The organism is Pseudarthrobacter sp. CCNWLW217, from assembly GCF_037203985.1.
Classification (GTDB): Bacteria; Actinomycetota; Actinomycetes; order Actinomycetales; family Micrococcaceae; genus Arthrobacter.
This window is the reverse complement of sequence record NZ_JBBCBT010000007.1, coordinates 158,829-177,586: the sequence shown is the minus strand read 5'-3', so window position 1 is coordinate 177,586 and position 18,758 is coordinate 158,829. Positions and strand designations below refer to the sequence as shown.

General features: G+C 59.1%; 14 protein-coding genes. 6 read left to right on the top strand and 8 right to left on the bottom strand.

Annotated elements, in window-relative coordinates; translation table 11 throughout:
* Positions 1-145 precede the first annotated feature (145 nt).
* Positions 146-5,008 (top strand): DEAD/DEAH box helicase, encoded by a 4,863-nt coding sequence (locus V9L18_RS10410; protein WP_337347086.1) that lies wholly within the window; start codon positions 146-148, stop codon positions 5,006-5,008.
* A gap of 64 nt (positions 5,009-5,072) precedes the next feature.
* Here V9L18_RS10410 and V9L18_RS10405 read toward each other — a convergent pair whose 3' ends face one another.
* A complete protein-coding gene (locus V9L18_RS10405) occupies positions 5,073-5,564 on the bottom strand; it encodes a hypothetical protein (RefSeq protein WP_337347085.1) in 492 nt (163 codons plus the stop codon).
* Between the two features lie 83 nt (positions 5,565-5,647).
* Between V9L18_RS10405 and V9L18_RS10400 the strand changes: the two genes are divergently transcribed.
* Together V9L18_RS10400 and V9L18_RS10395 are read left to right on the top strand one after the other, a co-directional pair.
* Positions 5,648-5,848 (top strand): recombinase family protein, encoded by a 201-nt coding sequence (locus V9L18_RS10400; protein ID WP_337347084.1) that lies wholly within the window; start codon positions 5,648-5,650, stop codon positions 5,846-5,848.
* A gap of 64 nt (positions 5,849-5,912) precedes the next feature.
* The gene (locus V9L18_RS10395; RefSeq protein ID WP_337347083.1) at positions 5,913-6,023 is read left to right on the top strand and encodes a recombinase family protein; all 111 of its coding nucleotides are present in this window, start codon (positions 5,913-5,915) and stop codon (positions 6,021-6,023) included.
* Between the two features lie 410 nt (positions 6,024-6,433).
* Here V9L18_RS10395 and V9L18_RS10390 read toward each other — a convergent pair whose 3' ends face one another.
* Complete coding sequence (locus V9L18_RS10390; protein ID WP_337347082.1) at positions 6,434-7,057, bottom strand: SHOCT domain-containing protein; 624 nt, start codon at positions 7,055-7,057, stop codon at positions 6,434-6,436.
* A 366-nt stretch (positions 7,058-7,423) separates the two neighbouring features.
* Here V9L18_RS10390 and V9L18_RS10385 point away from each other — a divergent pair, with 366 nt between their 5' ends.
* Positions 7,424-7,741 (top strand): DUF4839 domain-containing protein, encoded by a 318-nt coding sequence (locus V9L18_RS10385; protein WP_337347081.1) that lies wholly within the window; start codon positions 7,424-7,426, stop codon positions 7,739-7,741.
* Between the two features lie 85 nt (positions 7,742-7,826).
* Here the strand turns inward: V9L18_RS10385 and V9L18_RS10380 are convergent, their stop codons facing one another.
* Positions 7,827-11,033: an SNF2-related protein gene (locus tag V9L18_RS10380; RefSeq protein ID WP_337347080.1), complete on the bottom strand. Its 3,207-nt coding sequence runs from the start codon at positions 11,031-11,033 to the stop codon at positions 7,827-7,829.
* Between the two features lie 580 nt (positions 11,034-11,613).
* On the opposite strand from V9L18_RS10380, the gene V9L18_RS10375 reads away from it, so the two are divergent.
* Positions 11,614-12,144, top strand: coding sequence for a hypothetical protein (locus tag V9L18_RS10375; RefSeq protein WP_337347079.1), 531 nt, complete (start codon positions 11,614-11,616; stop codon positions 12,142-12,144).
* Between the two features lie 574 nt (positions 12,145-12,718).
* Here the strand turns inward: V9L18_RS10375 and V9L18_RS10370 are convergent.
* Both V9L18_RS10370 and V9L18_RS10365 read right to left on the bottom strand, forming a co-directional pair.
* Positions 12,719-13,024, bottom strand: a complete 306-nt coding sequence (locus V9L18_RS10370) for a hypothetical protein (protein ID WP_337347078.1) — start codon at positions 13,022-13,024, stop codon at positions 12,719-12,721.
* A gap of 181 nt (positions 13,025-13,205) precedes the next feature.
* The gene (locus V9L18_RS10365) at positions 13,206-14,000 is read right to left on the bottom strand and encodes a hypothetical protein (protein WP_337347077.1); all 795 of its coding nucleotides are present in this window, start codon (positions 13,998-14,000) and stop codon (positions 13,206-13,208) included.
* 139 nt (positions 14,001-14,139) lie between these two features.
* Here V9L18_RS10365 and V9L18_RS10360 point away from each other — a divergent pair, with 139 nt between their 5' ends.
* Entirely contained in the window at positions 14,140-14,892 is a 753-nt protein-coding gene (locus tag V9L18_RS10360) for a hypothetical protein (protein ID WP_337347076.1), read from the top strand.
* Between the two features lie 154 nt (positions 14,893-15,046).
* Here the strand turns inward: V9L18_RS10360 and V9L18_RS10355 are convergent, their stop codons facing one another.
* The 3 genes from V9L18_RS10355 to V9L18_RS10345 all read right to left on the bottom strand — a co-directional run bounded on the left by V9L18_RS10355 (position 15,047) and on the right by V9L18_RS10345 (position 18,139).
* Positions 15,047-17,197, bottom strand: a complete 2,151-nt coding sequence (locus V9L18_RS10355; RefSeq protein ID WP_337347075.1) for an AAA family ATPase — start codon at positions 17,195-17,197, stop codon at positions 15,047-15,049.
* Positions 17,198-17,332: 135 nt separating this feature from the next.
* Positions 17,333-17,986 carry a helicase associated domain-containing protein gene (locus tag V9L18_RS10350; protein WP_337347074.1) on the bottom strand — a complete coding sequence of 218 codons (654 nt, stop codon included), beginning with the start codon at positions 17,984-17,986 and terminating at the stop codon, positions 17,333-17,335.
* 6 nt (positions 17,987-17,992) lie between these two features.
* On the bottom strand, positions 17,993-18,139 hold the full coding sequence (locus tag V9L18_RS10345; RefSeq protein ID WP_337347073.1) for a hypothetical protein: 147 nt from the start codon (positions 18,137-18,139) through the stop codon (positions 17,993-17,995).
* Positions 18,140-18,758: the final 619 nt, after the last annotated feature.

The following is an 18,758-nucleotide window of genomic DNA, read 5'->3' as shown; positions in this document are numbered from 1 at the left end:
TTCTATCTGATCAAAAAGGTCGTGCGACGGGTGATGACCCCGTGTGCCATGGCGGCGCAACGGTGTTGGGCGGCGCCGAAGATCATATGATCAGAGGAACCGGTTCACGCCGGATTGGCATGCTTCTCATCTCCGGGGGTTCTCTTTGGCAACGACGTTCGATGTACTGCTCGATTCGTACCGTGACCTCGCAGATTCGGAGCGAATGAAGGGCAATTACTTTGAACAGCTCGTCGGCCGGTATCTGGAGAAGGACGGCGTCCAGGCTCCGCAGTACCGAAACATCTGGTTGTGGAGGGACTGGCCGGAGCGCAACGGCAAGAAGGACAATGGCATCGATCTGGTGGCCGAACGCCAGGACGGCGGCTTCACGGCCATCCAGTGCAAGTTCTACGCCGAGGGCCACCGGATCCAGAAATCGGACATTGACTCGTTCATTTCCGCATCCGGGAAACCTCCCTTCACGCACCGGCTCATCGTGGACACAACCGGGCGGGACTGGTCAGTCAATGCGGAGGAAATGCTGGACAACCAGCACCTGCCTATTCAGCGCATCGGGCTCACCGACTTCCGCAACTCCAATATCGACTGGGCCACCTACGAGCTGACTGACCCCTCCAAGGCCCCCAAACTGCATGAGAAGAAGCAGCTGCGCACTCATCAGCATGAAGCGGTCAGCGCAGCCATGAAAGGCTTCGAAACCAACCATCGCGGAAAGCTAATTATGGCTTGTGGTACCGGCAAAACCTTCACCGCCCTAAAGATTGCCGAGCGGTTCGCCGAGCAGGAGACTCACGTCCGGATCTTGTTCCTGGTCCCTTCCCTGGCGCTGATGTCCCAGTCGTTGAAGGAATGGTCGGACGAGACCACTCAGACGATGCACGCCTACGCGGTCTGCTCCGACACCAAGGTCGGCCGGCAGAAGAATTCCGATTTCACGGACGTGGCTATCCATGACCTGCAGATTCCGGCTACCACGGATGGGGCCACCCTCGTGGAGGCCATGGGGACCCGTGAACTGGACGAGGGAATGACGGTGGTGTTTTCCACCTACCAGTCCATTGACGCGGTGTCTCAGGCACAGAAAGCCGGGCTGCCGGACTTCGACCTGATCATCTGCGACGAGGCTCACCGCACCACCGGAGCCACCCTGGCCGGCACTGAGGACTCCCACTTCGTCAAGGTCCACCGCAACGACGTTGTCGCGGGCGCCAAACGGCTGTACATGACGGCCACCCCGCGGTTGTTCAACGACGACACCAAGAACAAAGCCCTGGAGCGGGACGCGATCCTGTGCTCCATGGACGACGAAACCCTCTACGGGCAGGTGTTCTACCGGATCGGCTTCGGCGAAGCCGTCACGAAAAAGCTCCTAACGGACTATAAGGTCCTGGTCCTGGGTGTGGACGAGACACAGGTGGTTTCCAGCTTCCAGGGCCAGCTGGCGGATTCAGACATGGAACTGCAGATCGATGACGTCGCCAAGCTCATTGGCTGCTGGAACGGCTTGGCCAAGCGCCGCTCCGGCGCACACGAAGTCTCGTTTGGCAACGACCTGGCACCGATGAAACGGGCGGTGGCATTCAACCGTGACATCAAATCCTCCAAGCTTGTCGAGTCCGAATTCCCGGATCTGGTACGGGTGCACCTGACCAATCTAGACAACGACGACCCGACTGACGACCTGAGAGTCGAGGTCAAGCACGTCGACGGCGGGTTCAACGCCATCACCCGCGCAGAACGGCTCGACTGGCTCAAGGAAGACCTCGACAGCCCCAAGGAACAGCCCGTCTGCAGGATCCTCACCAACGCCCGCTGCCTCACCGAAGGGGTGGACGTCCCTTCCCTGGATGCTGTGCTCTTCCTAAACCCGCGCAACTCCATGGTCGACGTCATCCAGGCCGTAGGCCGGGTCATGCGCATCTCCAAGGGAAAGCAGTTCGGGTACATCATCCTCCCCATCGCCATCCCTGAAGGCATGTCCACCTCCGAGGCGCTGCGGGACAACACCCGCTACAAGGTCGTCTGGCAAGTCCTTCAGGCTCTCCGCGCCCACGATGAACGGATGGACGCGGCAATCAACCAGATCGAACTCAACGACAAGGCACCCGAATCCATTCTTGTGGATACCGTGGACCTTTCCCCGAAAAAGAAGGCCCGGACCAATGTCGGTGGCAACGCCGGTGGGGGAGATGGACAGCCTAGCGCTCCGGATGGCCGTGAGAACGGCGACGGGGGGCCGGGCTATGAGCAGCCGGCCCTGCAGTTCCCGGCCGAGGAATGGAAGGACTCGGTCTACGCGAAGATCGTGGACAAGTGCGGCAACCGCATGTATTGGGAAGACTGGTCCAAAGACATCGCAGACATCGCGAACAAACACATCACACTCATCAACGCTTTGCTGACGGACGCGAATCCGGAACACCGAAAAGCCTTCGACGATTTCATCCAGGGACTGCAGGAGAACCTGAACCCAGAGATAGACCAGGCACAGGCCGTCGAAATGCTGGCCCAGCACCTCGTCACTAAGCCGGTCTTTGACGCGATGTTCAAGGATTCCAATTTCACCGAACACAACCCCGTGTCCGTATCGATGCAGAACATCCTGAACCAGTTGGATGACCACTCTGCATTCGAGAAGGAACGCGCCGGGCTAGAGAAGTTCTATGATTCCGTTCGGGCCCGGGTTAAGTCCATCGACAACGCCGGAGCGAAGCAGAAGATCATTCTGGAGCTGTACGACAACTTCTTCCGCAAGGCCTTTCCCCGCGTGGCCGACCGGCTCGGCATCGTCTTCACCCCGGTCCCCGTGGTGGACTACATCCTCCGCTCCGCAGATGCCGCCCTGCGGCTTGAATTCGGCAAGAGTCTTTCCGACGAAGGGGTCTCAATACTGGAACCATTTGTCGGGACCGGCACGTTCGTCACTCGGCTGCTGCAGTCCGGGCTGATCAAGCCGGAGGATCTGCACCGCAAATACACCCAGGAACTTTTCGCCAACGAGGTTGTTCTCCTCAGCTACTACATCGCGGCCATAAATATCGAGACCGTCTTCGCCGAAGAATCTACTAAGCACGGTCTCAACCACGGCTACGCCCCGTTCAATGGCATTGCCCTGACGGACACCTTCCAGCTCAACGAATCCGACGGTGCTTTCGACTCCGTCGTCTTCCCGGAGAACTCGGATCGCGTGAAGAGGCAGAAGAACCAGGACATCCGCGTCATCGTCATGAACCCGCCTTATTCAGGTGGCCAGACGAGCGCAAACGACAACAACCAGAACCAGAAATACCCTGTGTTGGATGAATCCATCACCAATACATACGCGAGGCTTTCAACGGCGACTCTCAAGAACAGCCTATTTGACTCCTACATCCGCGGCATCCGATGGGCCTCAAACCGAATCAAGGACGACGGCGTCATCGCGTTTGTTTCCAACGGGTCCTTCATTGACGGAAATACTGCAGGCGGCATCCGCAAGACCTTTGCCACTGAGTTCAGCCGAATCTTCGTCTACAACCTCCGTGGAAACCAGCGCACGTCCGGTGAAACGTCACGCAAGGAAGGCGGCAAGATATTCGGGAGTGGTTCCCGCACTCAAGTTGCAATTGCCATCCTGATCAAGAACTCGGCTCACACCGGACCGGCGGACATCCAGTATCGAGACATCGGCGACTACCTCACTCGGGAGCAGAAGCTCGACATCCTCGAAATCGAGCAGTCGATGGAGGGTACCGATTGGGAACCCATCAGCCCCAATGATCATGGTGACTGGATCAACCACCGGGATGAGCGATACGACACCTTCCAGCCCATTGGTGACAAGGTCACTAAGGGCAAGACCGTCACCCCGGGCATCTTTCAGAACTACTCCAACGGCCTGAAGTCCAACCGCGATGAGTGGGTTTATGGCTACTCCGGGATTGAGGTGGAGAAGCAAGTTCAGCTCTTGATTTCTACCTTTGAGGCAGAAAGAATCAACAACCAGTCCGAGCCAACGATGGATCCGCAAAAGATTAGTTGGAGTCCTGGACTGTTACAGCGTTTCAAAAGGGGTCAGGCGCTGGCGTTTGTCCCTAATAGCCTGAGAACCGGGATGTACCGGCCATTCTGTCGGCAGAGCGTCTACTTCGACGCAGGCCTCATAGAACGTCCAGGCCAGTTACCGGCGCTGTTCCCCACACCGGCCCATCCCAATGTTGCCCTGTACCTGAGTAGCCCAGGGGCTTCAAAGCAGTTCAGCCCGTTCGTAGTTGACTGCGTGCCGAATCTTCACCTCGTTCACACAGGCAGCGCCTACAGCCTCTACAGTTACGAACCTTTATCCGCAGCACCGCAGGGCGACCTGTTTGCGGAAGCAGATCCCGCCGTAATCGACGGGTACCGGCGCAAGGACAACATTACTGACGCCACCTTGTCGACATACCGCGGTTTTTACGAGGATCCGCAGCTGAGCAAGGAGGATATTTTCTACTACGTCTACGGTTTGCTTCACAGCCCGGAGTATAGAGAGCGGTACAGGGCGGATCTGATGAAGATGCTCCCGCGCATCCCAAAGGTTCAAGATTTCTTGGGCTACAGCCAGGCCGGACGCAACCTCGCCGAACTTCACCTCCACTATGAAGATGTGGAACCATTCCCGCTAGAGGAAATCACAAGAGGTGCGTCCGAGGGTGACGAATACCGTTTTTATTATGTCAACAAGTTGTCCTTCGGCGCCCGGAAGGACCGCTCAAGCATCGTCTACAACCAGCGGATCACGCTGAGCGGCATCCCGGAGGCGGCCTACGACTACCAGGTCAACGGCAAGTCAGCGCTTGAGTGGATCATGGACCGCTACCAGGTCACGACCTACAAGGACTCCCAGATCACCAATGACCCCAACGACTACTGCCGTGAAATCGGCAACCCCCGCTATATCGTGGACCTTATCAAACGCATCGTTACCGTGTCGGTGGAAACGGTGAAGATCGTGGAACAGCTGCCCGCTCTGGAGGTCGTGGAGTGATCGGATGGACTAGGATACGCCGCCCGGGACGTCATCGAAGGCGCGTTCGTCCCGCAGCATCGGGTTAATGTCTTCCATTGGCGAAGGGCAAACGACGGTGCGCTAGCTCAAAGAGTGCCAACAGCTTGTCCTCGAGTACCTTGCCGGGGATGCCAGGGGTTTGTTTCCAGGTGACCGTTAGGTCTTTGACGTCTTCTAATTGCCATATGAGGTTCCCACCTTCATGGGAGACGCCGTTTTGGCCGCGGCCGTAGCGCTGATAGGCGCTAAGGCGGCCTCTAAGAGTTGTTTTGTTCTCCGGGCTAAGTCCTGCTGCTCCTATGTACATGATGTGAGTTCCAGCGACCCACCGGCTGTATAAGTGCGAACTCGGACGAGTCGTCGGGTCTTTGCGGTACGTTCCGGCCGTGCTGGTTTGGAGAAATGATGGTGGGCCACTGTCTGGCCGGAGGATGACGTAGACGCCGAACTCTTTGGGAGGCTCTTTGCGGTTCATGGTCCAAAAGTTTCTGGGTTTCGCGAAGTCCATTTCTTCAAGAACAGTCAAATCAAGCATGGGTTCAGTGTGCATGTGCAGGCATAAAAGCCGCGCATTGGTTACGCGAGGGCCAGTACCGGGGGAAATCTTTGGATTCCCAAGTGGATGCACTCGTCGCTGCAGGGGCCGTCCGCGTGTTTCAGGAGTACGCCTCCGGCGCCACCCAAGCGAGGGTGCGACGGAAGGAATGCTTGGACTACCTGCAGCCAGGCAATGTTCTGACTGTTGCTGATCTGACCAGGCTGGGGCGCAGTACTGCAGACCTTGCTGACATTGTGACGGTGCTGGGACAGTGGGGATAGGATTCCGCTCTCTCGCTGAACCGTGGTTGGCTACCACTAGCGCACAGGGCAAGCTGAGATTGACTTGTTCGCTTCCCTCGCAGAGTACGAACGGTCTCGGTTGTCTGAACGGACGAAGGCCGGCTTAGCGGCGGCGACAGCTCCGGGCGGCTCGGCGGCCGCCCTCGAACGATGACTCCCTCTAGGACGGAGGCGGCCCGGCAGCTGAGCAGCCAAGGAAAAACTTTGAAGGAGACGGCCCAAATACTTAGCGTCAGCATCTCATCACTGACTCGGGCCCTTAGCCGATATGACGTCCCATAAGTCGCAACCGCGGCCGCGTAGCACGCCTCTAGTTTTGGAGTAGCTTCTGGGACACCCAGGTTACGGCAGCTGGCATCGGTTTTTCGAAGTCGTTTGTACAGATCCGTTCCAACCATTCCCCCGCTGATCCTGGGAACAGGCTGCAAGTTTCCCTGAGTGTTAGTGATATTCGGAGCCTACCGCCGGCGTCGTATGGCATATCCGGCGGTCGTATGCCCGCCGGCACACCGAGGGTGACGGACGAGGAAGGCGCGTTGGGCCGGCGCGTGCTGATAGACCTAGCTACCCTCGGCTCAGGAGCTTCTCCTTCTGCCGGGCGAACTCATCTTGCGTTAGGACACCACGCTCGAGCAGCCGTGCGAGCTGCTCCAAATCATCAGCAATAGTGCTTGGTCGGGAACCGGTCGATTGGCGACGCCCTAGTACTGTTTTCAGCACGAGGCCGACGACGAAGACAGCTCCGCCGAAACCAATGATGCCCCAGTAGATCACCGATTGCTGACCGGCAGCTGCTCGGCACTTGTCGGAGTAGTTCGACAGCTTTCCGCTCATTGCGCTGGCGATGTCGGCGCCGGCAGCAGACGTCTGTTGCGTGAAGGCCCCGTCGCAGTACGGCCCCACGCCTGCTGTGTAACCGAGCAAGATACCAACACCGATGATCGCAAGCCCCAGCAGCAGCGGCCAAATGGGAGCTGATCGGGCATGGTCTGGCCGCTCGGTGGCTATAGCCGGTGCCGCTGCAGTCCCGGATCGGCCATTCTTGGTGGCTGCTGCCCTTGCTCTAACGACAATCAACCACAGGAGGCCGATCGTGAAGAGGATGAGGCCGACGACGATGACAGCCGTCCAGATGGGTGAGTATTGTTTCGCATTGGCACGGCAGGTCGTGAGGGTGGCCGTGACCATCCCCCTAGCTCCTTCTTCTAGTGACGCTTTCTGGGGTACGAAAGCGCCGGAGCAGTAGAGCCCCACAGGCAGCAGATAACCACAAGCGGTACCTACGGCTGCAGCAACCAGCCCCACTGCGGTCAGTACGGAGCGCGGCTTCGCACGCCAGCGCTGATGCTTCTGTCCGATGGCCCGAGAGTCAGACTGCCTCTTATTCAAAATTCTCCCCGTATCGGTGAATCCAAGCAGCCCCCGCGGCCAGTCAGCATGTATGGATCATGCTCATAGCCGATCGTCGGATGTAAGGGGCATGGCCGAATCCTTCGCCAACCCTGCGCAACGGGCAAGAAAACCCGGACAATCTTTGGCAGATGTTGTGCTTTGGTGGGGAGGTTACCTACTCGGGACAGCAGTCGCCTGCTGACTGTAAGGAACAATGGTCGCAGTTCCGATCAGGAGCAGAAGCAAGACACCCGGTACGACATCCTTGTGGGTCCCGGCGACGCAGGGCCGAAGACCACGGCGGGGCCCGCGTTCAAGTACGAAGACGTGAATATGTTCGACCTCAAATTAGCCCGCAACAGCGTTCCGTCCTACGTGGCCGAGGGCGACAAATTCCGGTTTACCGCCGAAGTTGGCGAGTACAAGCCGAACCAGGGATGCCTGTTCTACCTCACCCCGGTCTCCACCATGGTTCGGTAATCCACCGTCCTGACCACGAGGCCACGAGAAAAGGTATGTTCCACCAAAGCCGTCCTGGTTCCGCGACTCCGACGATTCCGCGGAACTAAGCGCCTGCCGTCGTTGGAGTGGCATCGGGGACACCCAGGATGCAGGCTGTAACGCGCTTTGCCAGTGGCGCCCCGAGCGGGAGGCCTGTGAACATTGCCTCAACGAGTTCGATGTCAAGCGGCTCTGCGCGGAGTTTCGGCGTGATGTGTTTGAGGCGAAGGTAGCGGGAGCCCTTGCGTGCGCTGCGGGCTTCGTTGAGTAACGGTTGGACGAGTTCGAGCCATCTCTCGGCTATCAAGTAGGGGTCAGGGTGTGTCTCATCGCTGGGTGCGGCCAGTGTGCGGACGTTCCGCCATCGCTCGTTCGACTCATGGTCTCCTCTTCGTGCGGCGTTGATTGCCCAATGTTCGGTGACTTGAGTCATTTGATCGAGTGCCCTCAGTAGGCGCCGTGGAAGTAGTAGCCGTTCGAAGCGCGTGGCGGCTGTGAGATATCGGTTCAGCCACTCCTCGCAGCTTGGATCGAAGGGAAGGCTGGGCGGGTCGTCGCTGAGTTTCTCGCGGAGAGGTTGCACGATGTTCTCCAGACCGATAATGGGTTGAGCGTCCGTCCCCTCAAGCAGGATCCAGCGCGGGGCGCCGTGTCCGACGCCAGCGACGGCAAGGAATGCCCAGGGCGTTGTGGACCTGATAGGGCTGACGCGGGCGAGCACGCGATGCGTGGTGGTGCGGTGCTCCTCGTACACGGGGCGAGGGATTAGCGCGTCCTGTCCCTCAACCAGCCGGCGCACGGGGTCGAGTGCATCGCGGATGCCGTCCCAGGATTCGTCCCCACCAGCTTCCAGAGTGGCGATGTGTTGCTCGATCGCGACGATTTCCTGCCCCTCCGTGAGATTCGGGACCTGAAGGTTCGAGCCCAGTAGTGAGGTACTTTCCTGAGCGCGGGCCGCGAGGAGCTCGTTGGCGCGGGTGGCGAATAATGCGCCATCGCGTGGCCAGTAGACTTCGATCGCATCGTGCCGGCTGTCCATCCGGTCGACCCGCCCGACCCGCTGCTCGGCGACTCGAAGGGTCGTTGGTACGTCGAAGTGGACCATAGCCGAAGCGCCCTGCAGGTTGAGTCCCTCGTTCATGGCATCGGAGCACAGCGCTATCCCAGGGGCATGGCTGTCCGGCGCGAAGACGCGCTCCACCTCCTTACGGTTCCTCGTGTTGGCACCGGTTGCAACAATCACCGGTGTGCCGCCCTTGTCGATGAGCGGTTGGATCGACGAGAGGGTGATGAGGTGATGGTCGAAGGCTATGACTCGGGAGTGTTTCCGGCTGAGCTGTGTAATGAGGTCGGCCTTGGTCTGTTCGCGTGTCGTCGACAGCTGTTCGGCCGCGTTGAGGATCGTGCTGTAGCGCTCGATTTCCTGCTGGCAGGCGTCCTGCCATGCATCGACGTCCGTGAGCCAGGGCGGCACTTCGCAAGTGAGGACAATCTCCGGAGGTCCCTGGCGGGCGAGCCTGGCGACGGATTCAAGCATATTTCCTGTCGGCTTTGGCTTGAACGCGCTAGGGATTGAACATCGCCTGACCGCTTCCTCGGTTCCGGCGACGTGCTCGATGAGTGCCGCCTTGGACGACCGCATAGCTGTCACGACATGGTGGTTGGCGAGTCCGCGGGCGGCCGCGAGTCGGCTTTCGAGCCAGCGCTCGTCCGTGAAGTCTTGAGCGAGTGTTAGTGGGACTGCGATCTGGTTCCCGAGCAGAGCTATGCCGGTCAGGTCTGCCGATGCTTTACGCACTCTGGCCGCGGCCGCCTCATCCTCGCAGCTCTCTCCTGTGGGATACGGTATGGACTCGTGTCGCGGGTATTGGCAGACCCGCCGCGTCACGGGGTGCCGATAGGCCTCGGGATTGTCGTTGACCATGGCGTTCAGCATTCGCTTCGTGCGCCGTACGGTGAATCGCTGGATCTCGCGCCGAAGCAACTCCTGCTGCTCCGATGAGATCTCAATGCTTTGGCTACGGCGTCGTTCGAGCTTCTCTAAAACATCCAGGGTGTCGTCCTCGAAGTTGTCCGCCCCCAGGAGACCGACCAGCTGGAGAAGGTCAGCGGAGCCCCGGTTGATCGGCGTCGCCGTGAACAGCAGGACATGCTCGGCTAGGCTCTCCCGGACCTGACGAGTACGGTTCGAGCCTTGGCTTAGGAAGTTATGGCCTTCGTCTACGGCGAGAATCTGCGCGTTCTTCACCGCCAGCTCCTGCGCACGTGGTCCGTCCTCTGACTGCCGGCTCAGCAGTCCGTGTGAGACTGTGTTTATTGAGACTCCACATGAGACCGCCTCGCGATACCAGGTGTTCTCCACCGACGGCGGACACACCAGCACTGTGAGATCACGCCTCACACGGCCTGTGCTCCACAACCGGTCCCGCACAGCACGGACCAAGTGGGCCCCCATCCGCGTCTTGCCCGAGCCGGTGGCATCGGCAACGAGGACACTGCCGACATTCTCCACGATCCAAAGGGCCTGAGCGATCCCGGATACCTGTGACGGCCAAAGCTGAGAGCCTGCAGCGTCGCTGGACAGATAGCGCTTGGCCCAGGCCCCGTCCAACAGGTCAGAACACGCCCTAGCCAGCGCCTCCTGCCAAGGAACAAACCGAAGAAGGGCGCGCAACAGCTCACGAAACTGGTCATTCCACGGTTGCCCGACACTCCAATAGTTCTCCGCCACCTTGATCAGGTCCCGGTAGCGGTGCGAATCGGCGCGCCGCTGAAATCTGGTGTTCGCCTCGATCTGGTTGCTGAGGCCAGCACTTGTGAAATTGCTCGATCCAGTGGTCGCCGCTTCCGATCCAACATAGATTTTCGCGTGCAGTCGCGTGGACCCATCAACAAAGCGAACATCCAGCCGACCCTCATCCAATACTTTGAGGACGCGGAGAACCTTCGCCGACAGCCGCAGGGACACGCCCTCTTCCTCAAGCCAGAACTTCCGGACCTCATCGGTAAACGTCACCTCAGCCGAGGCGAAGCTGGACCTGGCCGATGCGAACGGCTCCGTGCCGAGCAGCACTCTCGCCTTCGCTGGTGCACCATGAGGCTCTCGATCCCAGGCTGCAATGAGATCAACCAGTTCGGCAATCGAGGAAAAACCCGCAACGACCAGCGGCGAGTCGGATGAGACCAGATCGCTCCACACCACTGCCCGCACTCGCGCGCCCGTGTGGTTGACGGGAAACTGGTCAGCCGCCGGCCAGTCGAGGCTGGCCAACCTCTCCAAGACATAGCCCTCTGGCTCTATCGAGAATAGGTCGGCCTGTCCCTCCCACTCGTCACGACGTGGACGGCGACTGGCCCCTCGCTGACTCACCGTCGACCCCGAAGTGATAGGTGCGCCCAGGGATTATCAGCCTCGGCCGCAAAGCCGGCCATCCCTGCCAGCAACCACCACTCATACGTCTCCGAAATTGGCATAGTCGTCCTCTTCTGCGCGCTGCGCCGCAGATGCGACGACCAATGTGATGTAAGCGAGGCCAAAGCTACCAGCACCCACCGACAAAATTAGACGACCGGCTAACAGCCGCCGTCCATAGGGGTCTCGTCAGCGTGGCCAGCTAAGAGCAGGACGTGTGCCCCTGTTCTTGGGCGAGCAATCAGGGGCAGATCCCGCTGCACGTTCCGTTAAGCGCTCCCCCCGGCGCCAAGCCCACATGCTAGGTAGACGAAGGTACTACTCGGTCCTACAGGGTCATTCGAGGGGGATTGTATTGTGCTAGCACCTGAGCTATCGTGTCCTATATCAAGCTAAGCGGTGCTAAAGCACCTACTCGAACTACAAAGGACTGATTATTATGAGCACATACAACGCAGATGACCTCAGTCGAGCACTTGCCGCTGCTGCCGAGGCGTTCCTCACTACGATTCACGGCGCCGAGGAGGAGGACTTCAGCTCGATGACCCGGTCCGAGGACATTACATGGGCACCCGCGGCCGCCGAGCCGGTCTTGTTCGACCCACTGACTGACCCGCTCCCGATGAAGGCCACACCCGACAGAGAGGCGGACCAGAAGTTCCAGGACATGTGCTCGCTGGTCTATATCAGCAGTATTGGTCGGTACTACGCAGAGACGGGCGAGGGCCCCGGCGCCGAAGAAATCCGCCGGTTCGCCCTTAAGGCTGGATACAGGAACGGTCGTGCCGTGAACGGTTGGAATTCACGACCCGGCAGCATCCGTGCGGTGGAAGTGATAGACGGCAAGCGATACATCAATCAGACCGCCGCGAACTGGCTTCCCAAGCTGGAGCGCGCCCTCGGCGTGAAGATCAAGGGCGATACCCGGTGGGTCGAGGTCGATAATGAAGGGAACGTAACCTTTTCGTAGCTCCCCGACCGTGTTCCTCCCTGGCTTCTGACACATTGCCTCTCCCTAACCTTAGGGGAGAGGTGCAACGCAACGGTCCCAGCTGAGCGTTCAACGCCATTTTCATCACGCACCGGACTGGGCCGTTGCTACTGGTGTCCCGCCGGGAGGTCCCACTTCCAAGGAAGTGAGACGCACGAAGGCGGAGGCGGTGCGGGAGCTTTCATTTGTCTTTGGGGGCTGCGACTGGGAATCGTGTGCTTATCGCTCCGATGTTTTCGGACCGATAAGCATGTACAGGAAGCGAATGAGAACGACGGTTGCTATAAACAGCAGAGCAATCGCCAAGGGAAGCCATGGGCTGATGGCAGCATTACAGGCGGCTGCGAGTTCCGGAAAAAATTGCCTGCTGGGGTACGGGTCAAATGCTGATCCGCATGTAGCATGCACCTGGCCACCCCACTCGGCTGTGGCACTCGATTCCACCTCGTGGGTGCCGCTGTAAATACCGGCTATCAGTGCAGTAGTACCGACAAGGAGCATCGTCAGTCTCATTTGGGGAGTAGTAGGTCCTCGAAAGTAATTAGCCATGGGCCTATCCCAGCCCAAAGCTTATTTTTCGGATCGGCGCTTTGTACCCCTTCTCGGTTTCTACCCAGGAGCCGCCTTTGTATCCGAGTTTCCTCAGATTGAGGATATTCGCGACCGTGTTCAGGCCCTGATCGAGGAAGTCGCCGGTAAAGCTAAACTCCTCCTCTGCCAGCACTTTCCCGTTGCCATCGAGCAGGACCAGAATCCATTCTGAGGTGTCCCGACTTCCACCAACGTACGGCACAGCCTCTCCCCACTGGACCGCATCCAGCGACTCTTCGTCCAGTTCGCGAACCTCGGGTACATCCATGACCCCTCCATCCTTATCCTGGCCCGAATTCCGAGCCGCCAACTCCATTGTTGCTTCCGCCCTCATCAAATTGCGGCCGGAGATCACCGTGTTCAGTTGTATGGGGTTAGTTCTGTTGCGAACTGGGTTTGGGCGACAAGACACTGCCAAAGCCAAATAGTCGCGGTCATCATCCGGTCATTCAATTCATGACTTCGGCGTCGATGATCTCGGCCTCTTCGGTCCGGTGTCCTGGCTTGGTCAGCTCCAGGCTGGCGAGGTGCTTTTGCAGCCGCTTGGACATGGGGAGGAATGTGCCCAGGGTGAGGCCTCCAGAGAAAACTGCACCGACGACGGGGATGGCCTTCGCCAGTCCGCTGGCGAAGAGCTTCTTGGTCATATTCACACCGAGATAGCCAGCGACCTTTTTTACGATCGGGTAGATGACCCCCTGGGTGAGTGCCCGCTGCGGTAGTTTCTTAGCCACATTTGCGGCGATCATGCTCGCGACTTTTGCCACTCCACCCTGGGCGATCTGCACGCCGAACATCACACCTACAAACAGGATCAGCATGCTCTCGGTGGCCTCATCGACTTCTTCGCCATCATTGGCGAACAAATCAGGCCAACTGTAGATATAGGCAAGTTTCTGGGCAATCCGAAGCATGTGGCCCATGTACTGCGCGAGGTCAGCTGGCACAGTGCCGATCATTGCCAGACCGCCGGGGATACCTGCGAGGGCTGAGAGGCCAGTGACCTTGCTCGTCTCATAGGCGATAGAGGTGTTTGCGACCTCAGCGATGACTTTGAGCGGGATACCCGCTGCCGCTGGACTGTCGGCGATTGCCCTCTCGATCTGTTCCTCGGTGCAGTGGCGCTTGAGAGCTGTTCGCAGGTAGGCGGCCCTATTGATCCTAACGCCGGGCAGCTTTGCCGCAGCGTCAAGCACTTGGGTGAAGTTCGATCCAGAGTTCTCAATCTCTTTGGTTTCGGTCATGGGTAGATCGTACCGGTGGGCTCCGGCCTACACCCTCATCTGCGACGAGCCTCCAGACGGGTCTGCAAGTTGAGTTTCCAGCCATCAAACCAACTTGCCACTGGGTTTGATTGTCGGAGGGGCGTGAGAGGATCCCGACATGACCGAACTTGCATATATGACCCGCGAAGCTTGGGCGCAGGAAGCTACCGCGATGGTGCCCCAAAGTGCTGTGATCCGCGAGTGGCTCGGTGAGCCTCCTTACGTATTTGCGGCTTCCGACCCAAAGAGGCTTCACAAGCCAGACAGCGCGGACATGGAGTTCGTCAGTTATGTTGCCGTAGAGAAGGGCTCTCAGCGGATTGTGGGGATCGCTGAGTTGCGAAAGCTTGCACAGGAAAGCAGTCGTTTTAACGGAACGCTTACGGTTCTGCATCCATATGAGCAGGACGATTGTGAATTGCTCAGGGAGCTCGTTGACAGCAATACGATTGAGCGCCTTTTTGTTGTTGTTTGGTCGCCCATGGATACGGTGCGGATTTGGCTTGAGGGCAGGGGTGCTCGGAATTTGGATACAGGATCGTGCCCCGAAGCACCCGACCTCGTGCAGCTTGAGGCAGCCAGGTGCATGGTTGACGAACAGTACAACGGTCTCTCAACTGGGAACGGGAAAGCTGCCGCCGTTCAATTGATCCGCGCATTCACTGAGGGTGGATATCCCTTGGAGAGGGAGCCTTGGCTGAGAGCCTTCTTCGCTGCAGGAGGGGAATTCCGTCACGCCGAGTCAATCAGCAAACTGATTTCGGAGATGAGGAAGGGAACCAGGCACCGAGTGCAGCAACGCTATCGGTCCGAGATCCTCTCGATACTCCAAGAGCGTGTTTCCGCCGTACCAGCAGGCCGTCCTGACTGACAGCCGAACCCGACGCGGCAGTTGTATGGCTGCCCCGCAGTCACGTAATCGCTTGTTCTATATTGGGTCCGGCCCGCACGAGTAGGGCGCATACGAGCAAGGAAACGCCATCAAGAAGATGGTTGTGCTTCGCTTTACCCATTGAAACGCCGCATCACCGGTTTCGTGGGCGGGAACTGATTTCGCGGAGGCGATATCCGAGTTTTTGAAATTCTTCGGGTACCTCGGTCGCGGACGCTGCTGCGCGACGGACATTGGACACTGACGTATCGGCCCCGTGGGCATGTTCGAGCCAAGTCTTGAATTCATGCAAGCGCTTGGTCCTGTCTAGGGATGGCAGCGCGGTGTCGTGCTCATGCCGTAGCTCATCCCAGGATTTACCGGCATTGGGGACCAGGACTTCGACGGGGAGATATTCGATGATGTCGCGGGCCATCAGTCCCCAGGGATTCATGCGGGCGGCAACGCCTTTTTTGAGGGCACGGCTGAGCCAGGTGCCGATCCACCCGTACTCCTCTTTGCCCTTTTTACCTTTGTACTTTTTGAATTCGCTGTCCAGATACTCAATTGCTGACTCTCCGTCCCCGGACAAGTAGCGCGTCTGAGCCTCCACCCACGCAGCGGTGATTTCTTCAGTGTGGACATTGTCGAGGACTGCCACAAGATGTGCATCACTGAGGTCGAACAACACGTGGCTCTCCACTGTCCCTGGTAGATTGCTTCCACCGCGCACGGGAATGATCTTCACTCGCGCGGCTTCGAGAAAGTCACCGCATAGGGCCTGGATGACAACCTCGTCGTGCTCTCCCTCTACAAGAAGAAAAATCCTGTAAAGGCCAAGTAGGTCCGAAGGTGATAGGCCGAGCTTTTCCAGCGTTTCGGGTTCCAGCGCAGGGATCTGACCCACGCTAGTTCGGTTACCGACCTTGGAGACGTGGATCAGTCCAGTCGTTTGTGCATTGAGGACCTCTGGAGAATGGGTCGCAACTACGACCTGCGGTCCTAGTGTGGTGAGTCCGTCGAGTCCTCGTGCCATATGTCGTTCGGCGGCTCGGTGAAGTGCTGCCTCGGGCTCATCGATGATCAGGGCGGTTGTCGCTCCAGTCAGGTCCAGTGCCCGGCGGACCGCTATTCGCGCCCAGCGGGTTTCCGAGCGGGACAGTCTGGCAAGGGGGATCTTGCTGCTCCCGTAGTCGCCATATGCAACGTGCCAGTGCATCGCACCTTCCACGGCCCACCTGCCCAACTTGCGCACCTCTAACGTCAGGCGGGGCGCATCCTGCAACAGCGAGGCATAGACATCGTTCGCCACATCGTTGAGGCTGACCGCCCATTGCTTCATGCTGTCGGTCAGGGCGAGGGAATCCTCAGCGACGCTGAGCTTTTCGCCGAAAGCGGCAGCGAAAGCCTTGGCTGTGGCAGCATCAACGTCTGTCGCGTCTTCGTCATCTTCCAGCACGAGCGGAATCTCCTGGGAGGCAAAGAGTTTAACCATGGGAATCGGGAAGTTGTCGGCCAGCATAGGGGCCATCCATCGTTGGGCCGTGCCGGGATCGGGTCGATACGCATACTCCCAAAGCAAAGCCGCCAGGGGCTCGTAGAGAGGGTCCCACGCCAGTGGCATGACCTCCTTCTCGAATCGCTGGTCCAACTCCCAATATTTAGCGTCGTATTGTTCGTCGGTCAGGTCCCCAAGTTCGCCCGATTCCAAGGCTGCGAACTCCTGCATGTGACGCTCTTCCGCTTGAGCTGCTTCTTCAACGACGCGGCAGTAGTTAGCTACCACCCGGGCGCAGGCAGGAAAGCCAGCCATGTCGCGTGGCATGCATAACCAGATGTCCCAATTAGGTTCCAAGTCACCCGTCGGGATGAACGCGAATGTCGTTACCGTGGCTAATTCGTCCACCAGGTCGGAGGGAATGTCGCCCTCGTTGTAGTAAGTCTTGAGATACCGGCCACCGCGGTCAAACCACGCCTCAATAGCCTCACGCAGCAATTTTCTATCGAGATTCAGTGTTGCGTCGGAGGGCCTGCTGTCACGGGCTGCTCGTGCTACTTGATCCAAGGTCCACTTATAACCAGGGGAGCCAGGTTCGAATTCACAGAACAATTGAGTGATCCCCGTCGCATGCCCCCGCAAGGTGTGCCTCAAAGCATCCAGGATCCATGTCTTCCCTGCACCATTTTGCCCGTAAAGGGAGGTCACTCCGGGGCTAAAGGTGATGGTCACGTTATCGAGAGGGCCAGCGTTGGATCGCATTCCAAAAAGGGCGATCCTGGGCTGCAGGGCGGTTTGTTTCTCCATGGCCCCATTCTGGCTTGTGCCGAACTTCGCTGTGATGTCCCACGCCGCCCAGCTCGAGAGCGACCAACTCGGCTGAACGAACCAAGGCAGGCATTGCTGCGGCACCCTAACAAGGGCGAAAGGCCGGGCGGAGAGTTATGTGAGGGGTTTGCGCCCGCGCACCCTCCCAGCCCGCCAGCCCGGAAGATCAGCATCCAGCCGCGTTTCCTTGTCATGGTCCAGTTCGCCGGATCGGTGCTTCATCCGTTGGGTGTGTAGCCAGATGCCCAGGGTCCGCTCTTGCTCGCTATCGGTTTTCTTGTGTCGGGGCCAGTTGTTGCCGGTTGCCATGTAGTCGATCAGCTCGGTCAGGCACTGGTGCCAGCGTGCTTCATCTTTGGCTTTGCGGCTCGGCTGTTGGTCCCATCCGGGAATTGCCTTCAGGCCTTCCCTGTAGATGGGGGAGAGGGCGTCCCGGTTTGCGTCCTGCCGTCGTCGCTGCAGCCACACCGCGAGTGCCCGTTCCCGCGATGAGGGGCCCTTGAAGTAGGGGAGCCTGCTCTCCGCTTTGTACAGGGCGATGATGTTTTCCATGTTCCGTAACCCCGCGCCGGAGGGTTGGCCCGGTGCACCTGCCGCGGCCCGATGTTCGTGCCGGATGGATGGGTCGGCCTGGGCTGCGATATGGAGGTGGTAGCGTACGGTGCTTTTTGCTACGCCTGCTTCGGCGCCAATCTTCGGCGACGCGATGCCCTGCCGGTACATCAGGACCCATTCCGGGTGCGGTGCCTTTCGCCTGTGTTCGGGCATGGCAGGTCACTTGTCCTTTCGGATGGCTATCAGCTTCGTGCCTTCCGGGACGGCCGCCTCGAGGGCGGCCTTGGTGGTGTCGTAGCTGTCACCGTCGGCGGTGATGTAGTCGATGCTGCCGTCGGCGCGCTGGATTGTTCCGATGAGTTCCACGGGATCAGCCTAATTGGCTCGGGGTGCTTGCTGCCGACGACCCGGCAGATTCGTCGCGAAGCCCTCCATGGCACGGTACAGCCCCGCCATCTCACGGAGGCAGTCCACGGGCCGGGCACCGCGGAGGTCCGGGGCGGTTTTGATCATCCAGGCGGTGAAGTAATTGTGCGGGAGCCGCAGTTGCAGCACCCGCTGCCAACGCGGACACCTCTGGAAACATGGCATTTGGTTCCTCATATTGCTAATTGACAAGGATCTCTGGGTGCGGCGCTGGCCCAGAAGCGCGCGCAGGGTTTACCAGATCAGCCACCTCAGATATTGCGCTCCGGATAACCAGCAGCGCACATATTTCTGGGGATCATCCCGCGTAACGAAGTATGGCGTCACCCCGTTAGACCAAGACGCCGCTACTGAGGCCATCGACCCTTTGGGGATCGATGACACGTGGCAGGAGCTTGCTTGCGCTCTGGCAATCTTGCTGGTCGCGTCCTCGTGTACCGCTCCGAGCATTGAGAAGATCGGGCGAAGTGCCATCCGAGAACGATCTGCCGAGGGCATGGCGTGGTTTGCCAGTTCACGGCACAAGTCGACACCGCTGACCGGGACCGCGTGCGGTCAA

Excerpts from the sequence above, each read along its gene's own strand:
- V9L18_RS10405 (WP_337347085.1), bottom strand. The coding sequence starts at position 5,564 with ATGCTTGATTTGACTGTTCTTGAAGAAATGGACTTCGCGAAACCCAGA.
- V9L18_RS10390 (WP_337347082.1), bottom strand. The coding sequence starts at position 7,057 with ATGGTCACGGCCACCCTCACGACCTGCCGTGCCAATGCGAAACAATAC.
- V9L18_RS10375 (WP_337347079.1), top strand. The coding sequence starts at position 11,614 with ATGAGCACATACAACGCAGATGACCTCAGTCGAGCACTTGCCGCTGCT.
- V9L18_RS10370 (WP_337347078.1), bottom strand. The coding sequence starts at position 13,024 with ATGGATGTACCCGAGGTTCGCGAACTGGACGAAGAGTCGCTGGATGCG.
- V9L18_RS10365 (WP_337347077.1), bottom strand. The coding sequence starts at position 14,000 with ATGACCGAAACCAAAGAGATTGAGAACTCTGGATCGAACTTCACCCAA.
- V9L18_RS10360 (WP_337347076.1), top strand. The coding sequence starts at position 14,140 with ATGACCGAACTTGCATATATGACCCGCGAAGCTTGGGCGCAGGAAGCT.
- V9L18_RS10355 (WP_337347075.1), bottom strand. The coding sequence starts at position 17,197 with ATGGAGAAACAAACCGCCCTGCAGCCCAGGATCGCCCTTTTTGGAATG.
- V9L18_RS10350 (WP_337347074.1), bottom strand. The coding sequence starts at position 17,986 with ATGCCCGAACACAGGCGAAAGGCACCGCACCCGGAATGGGTCCTGATG.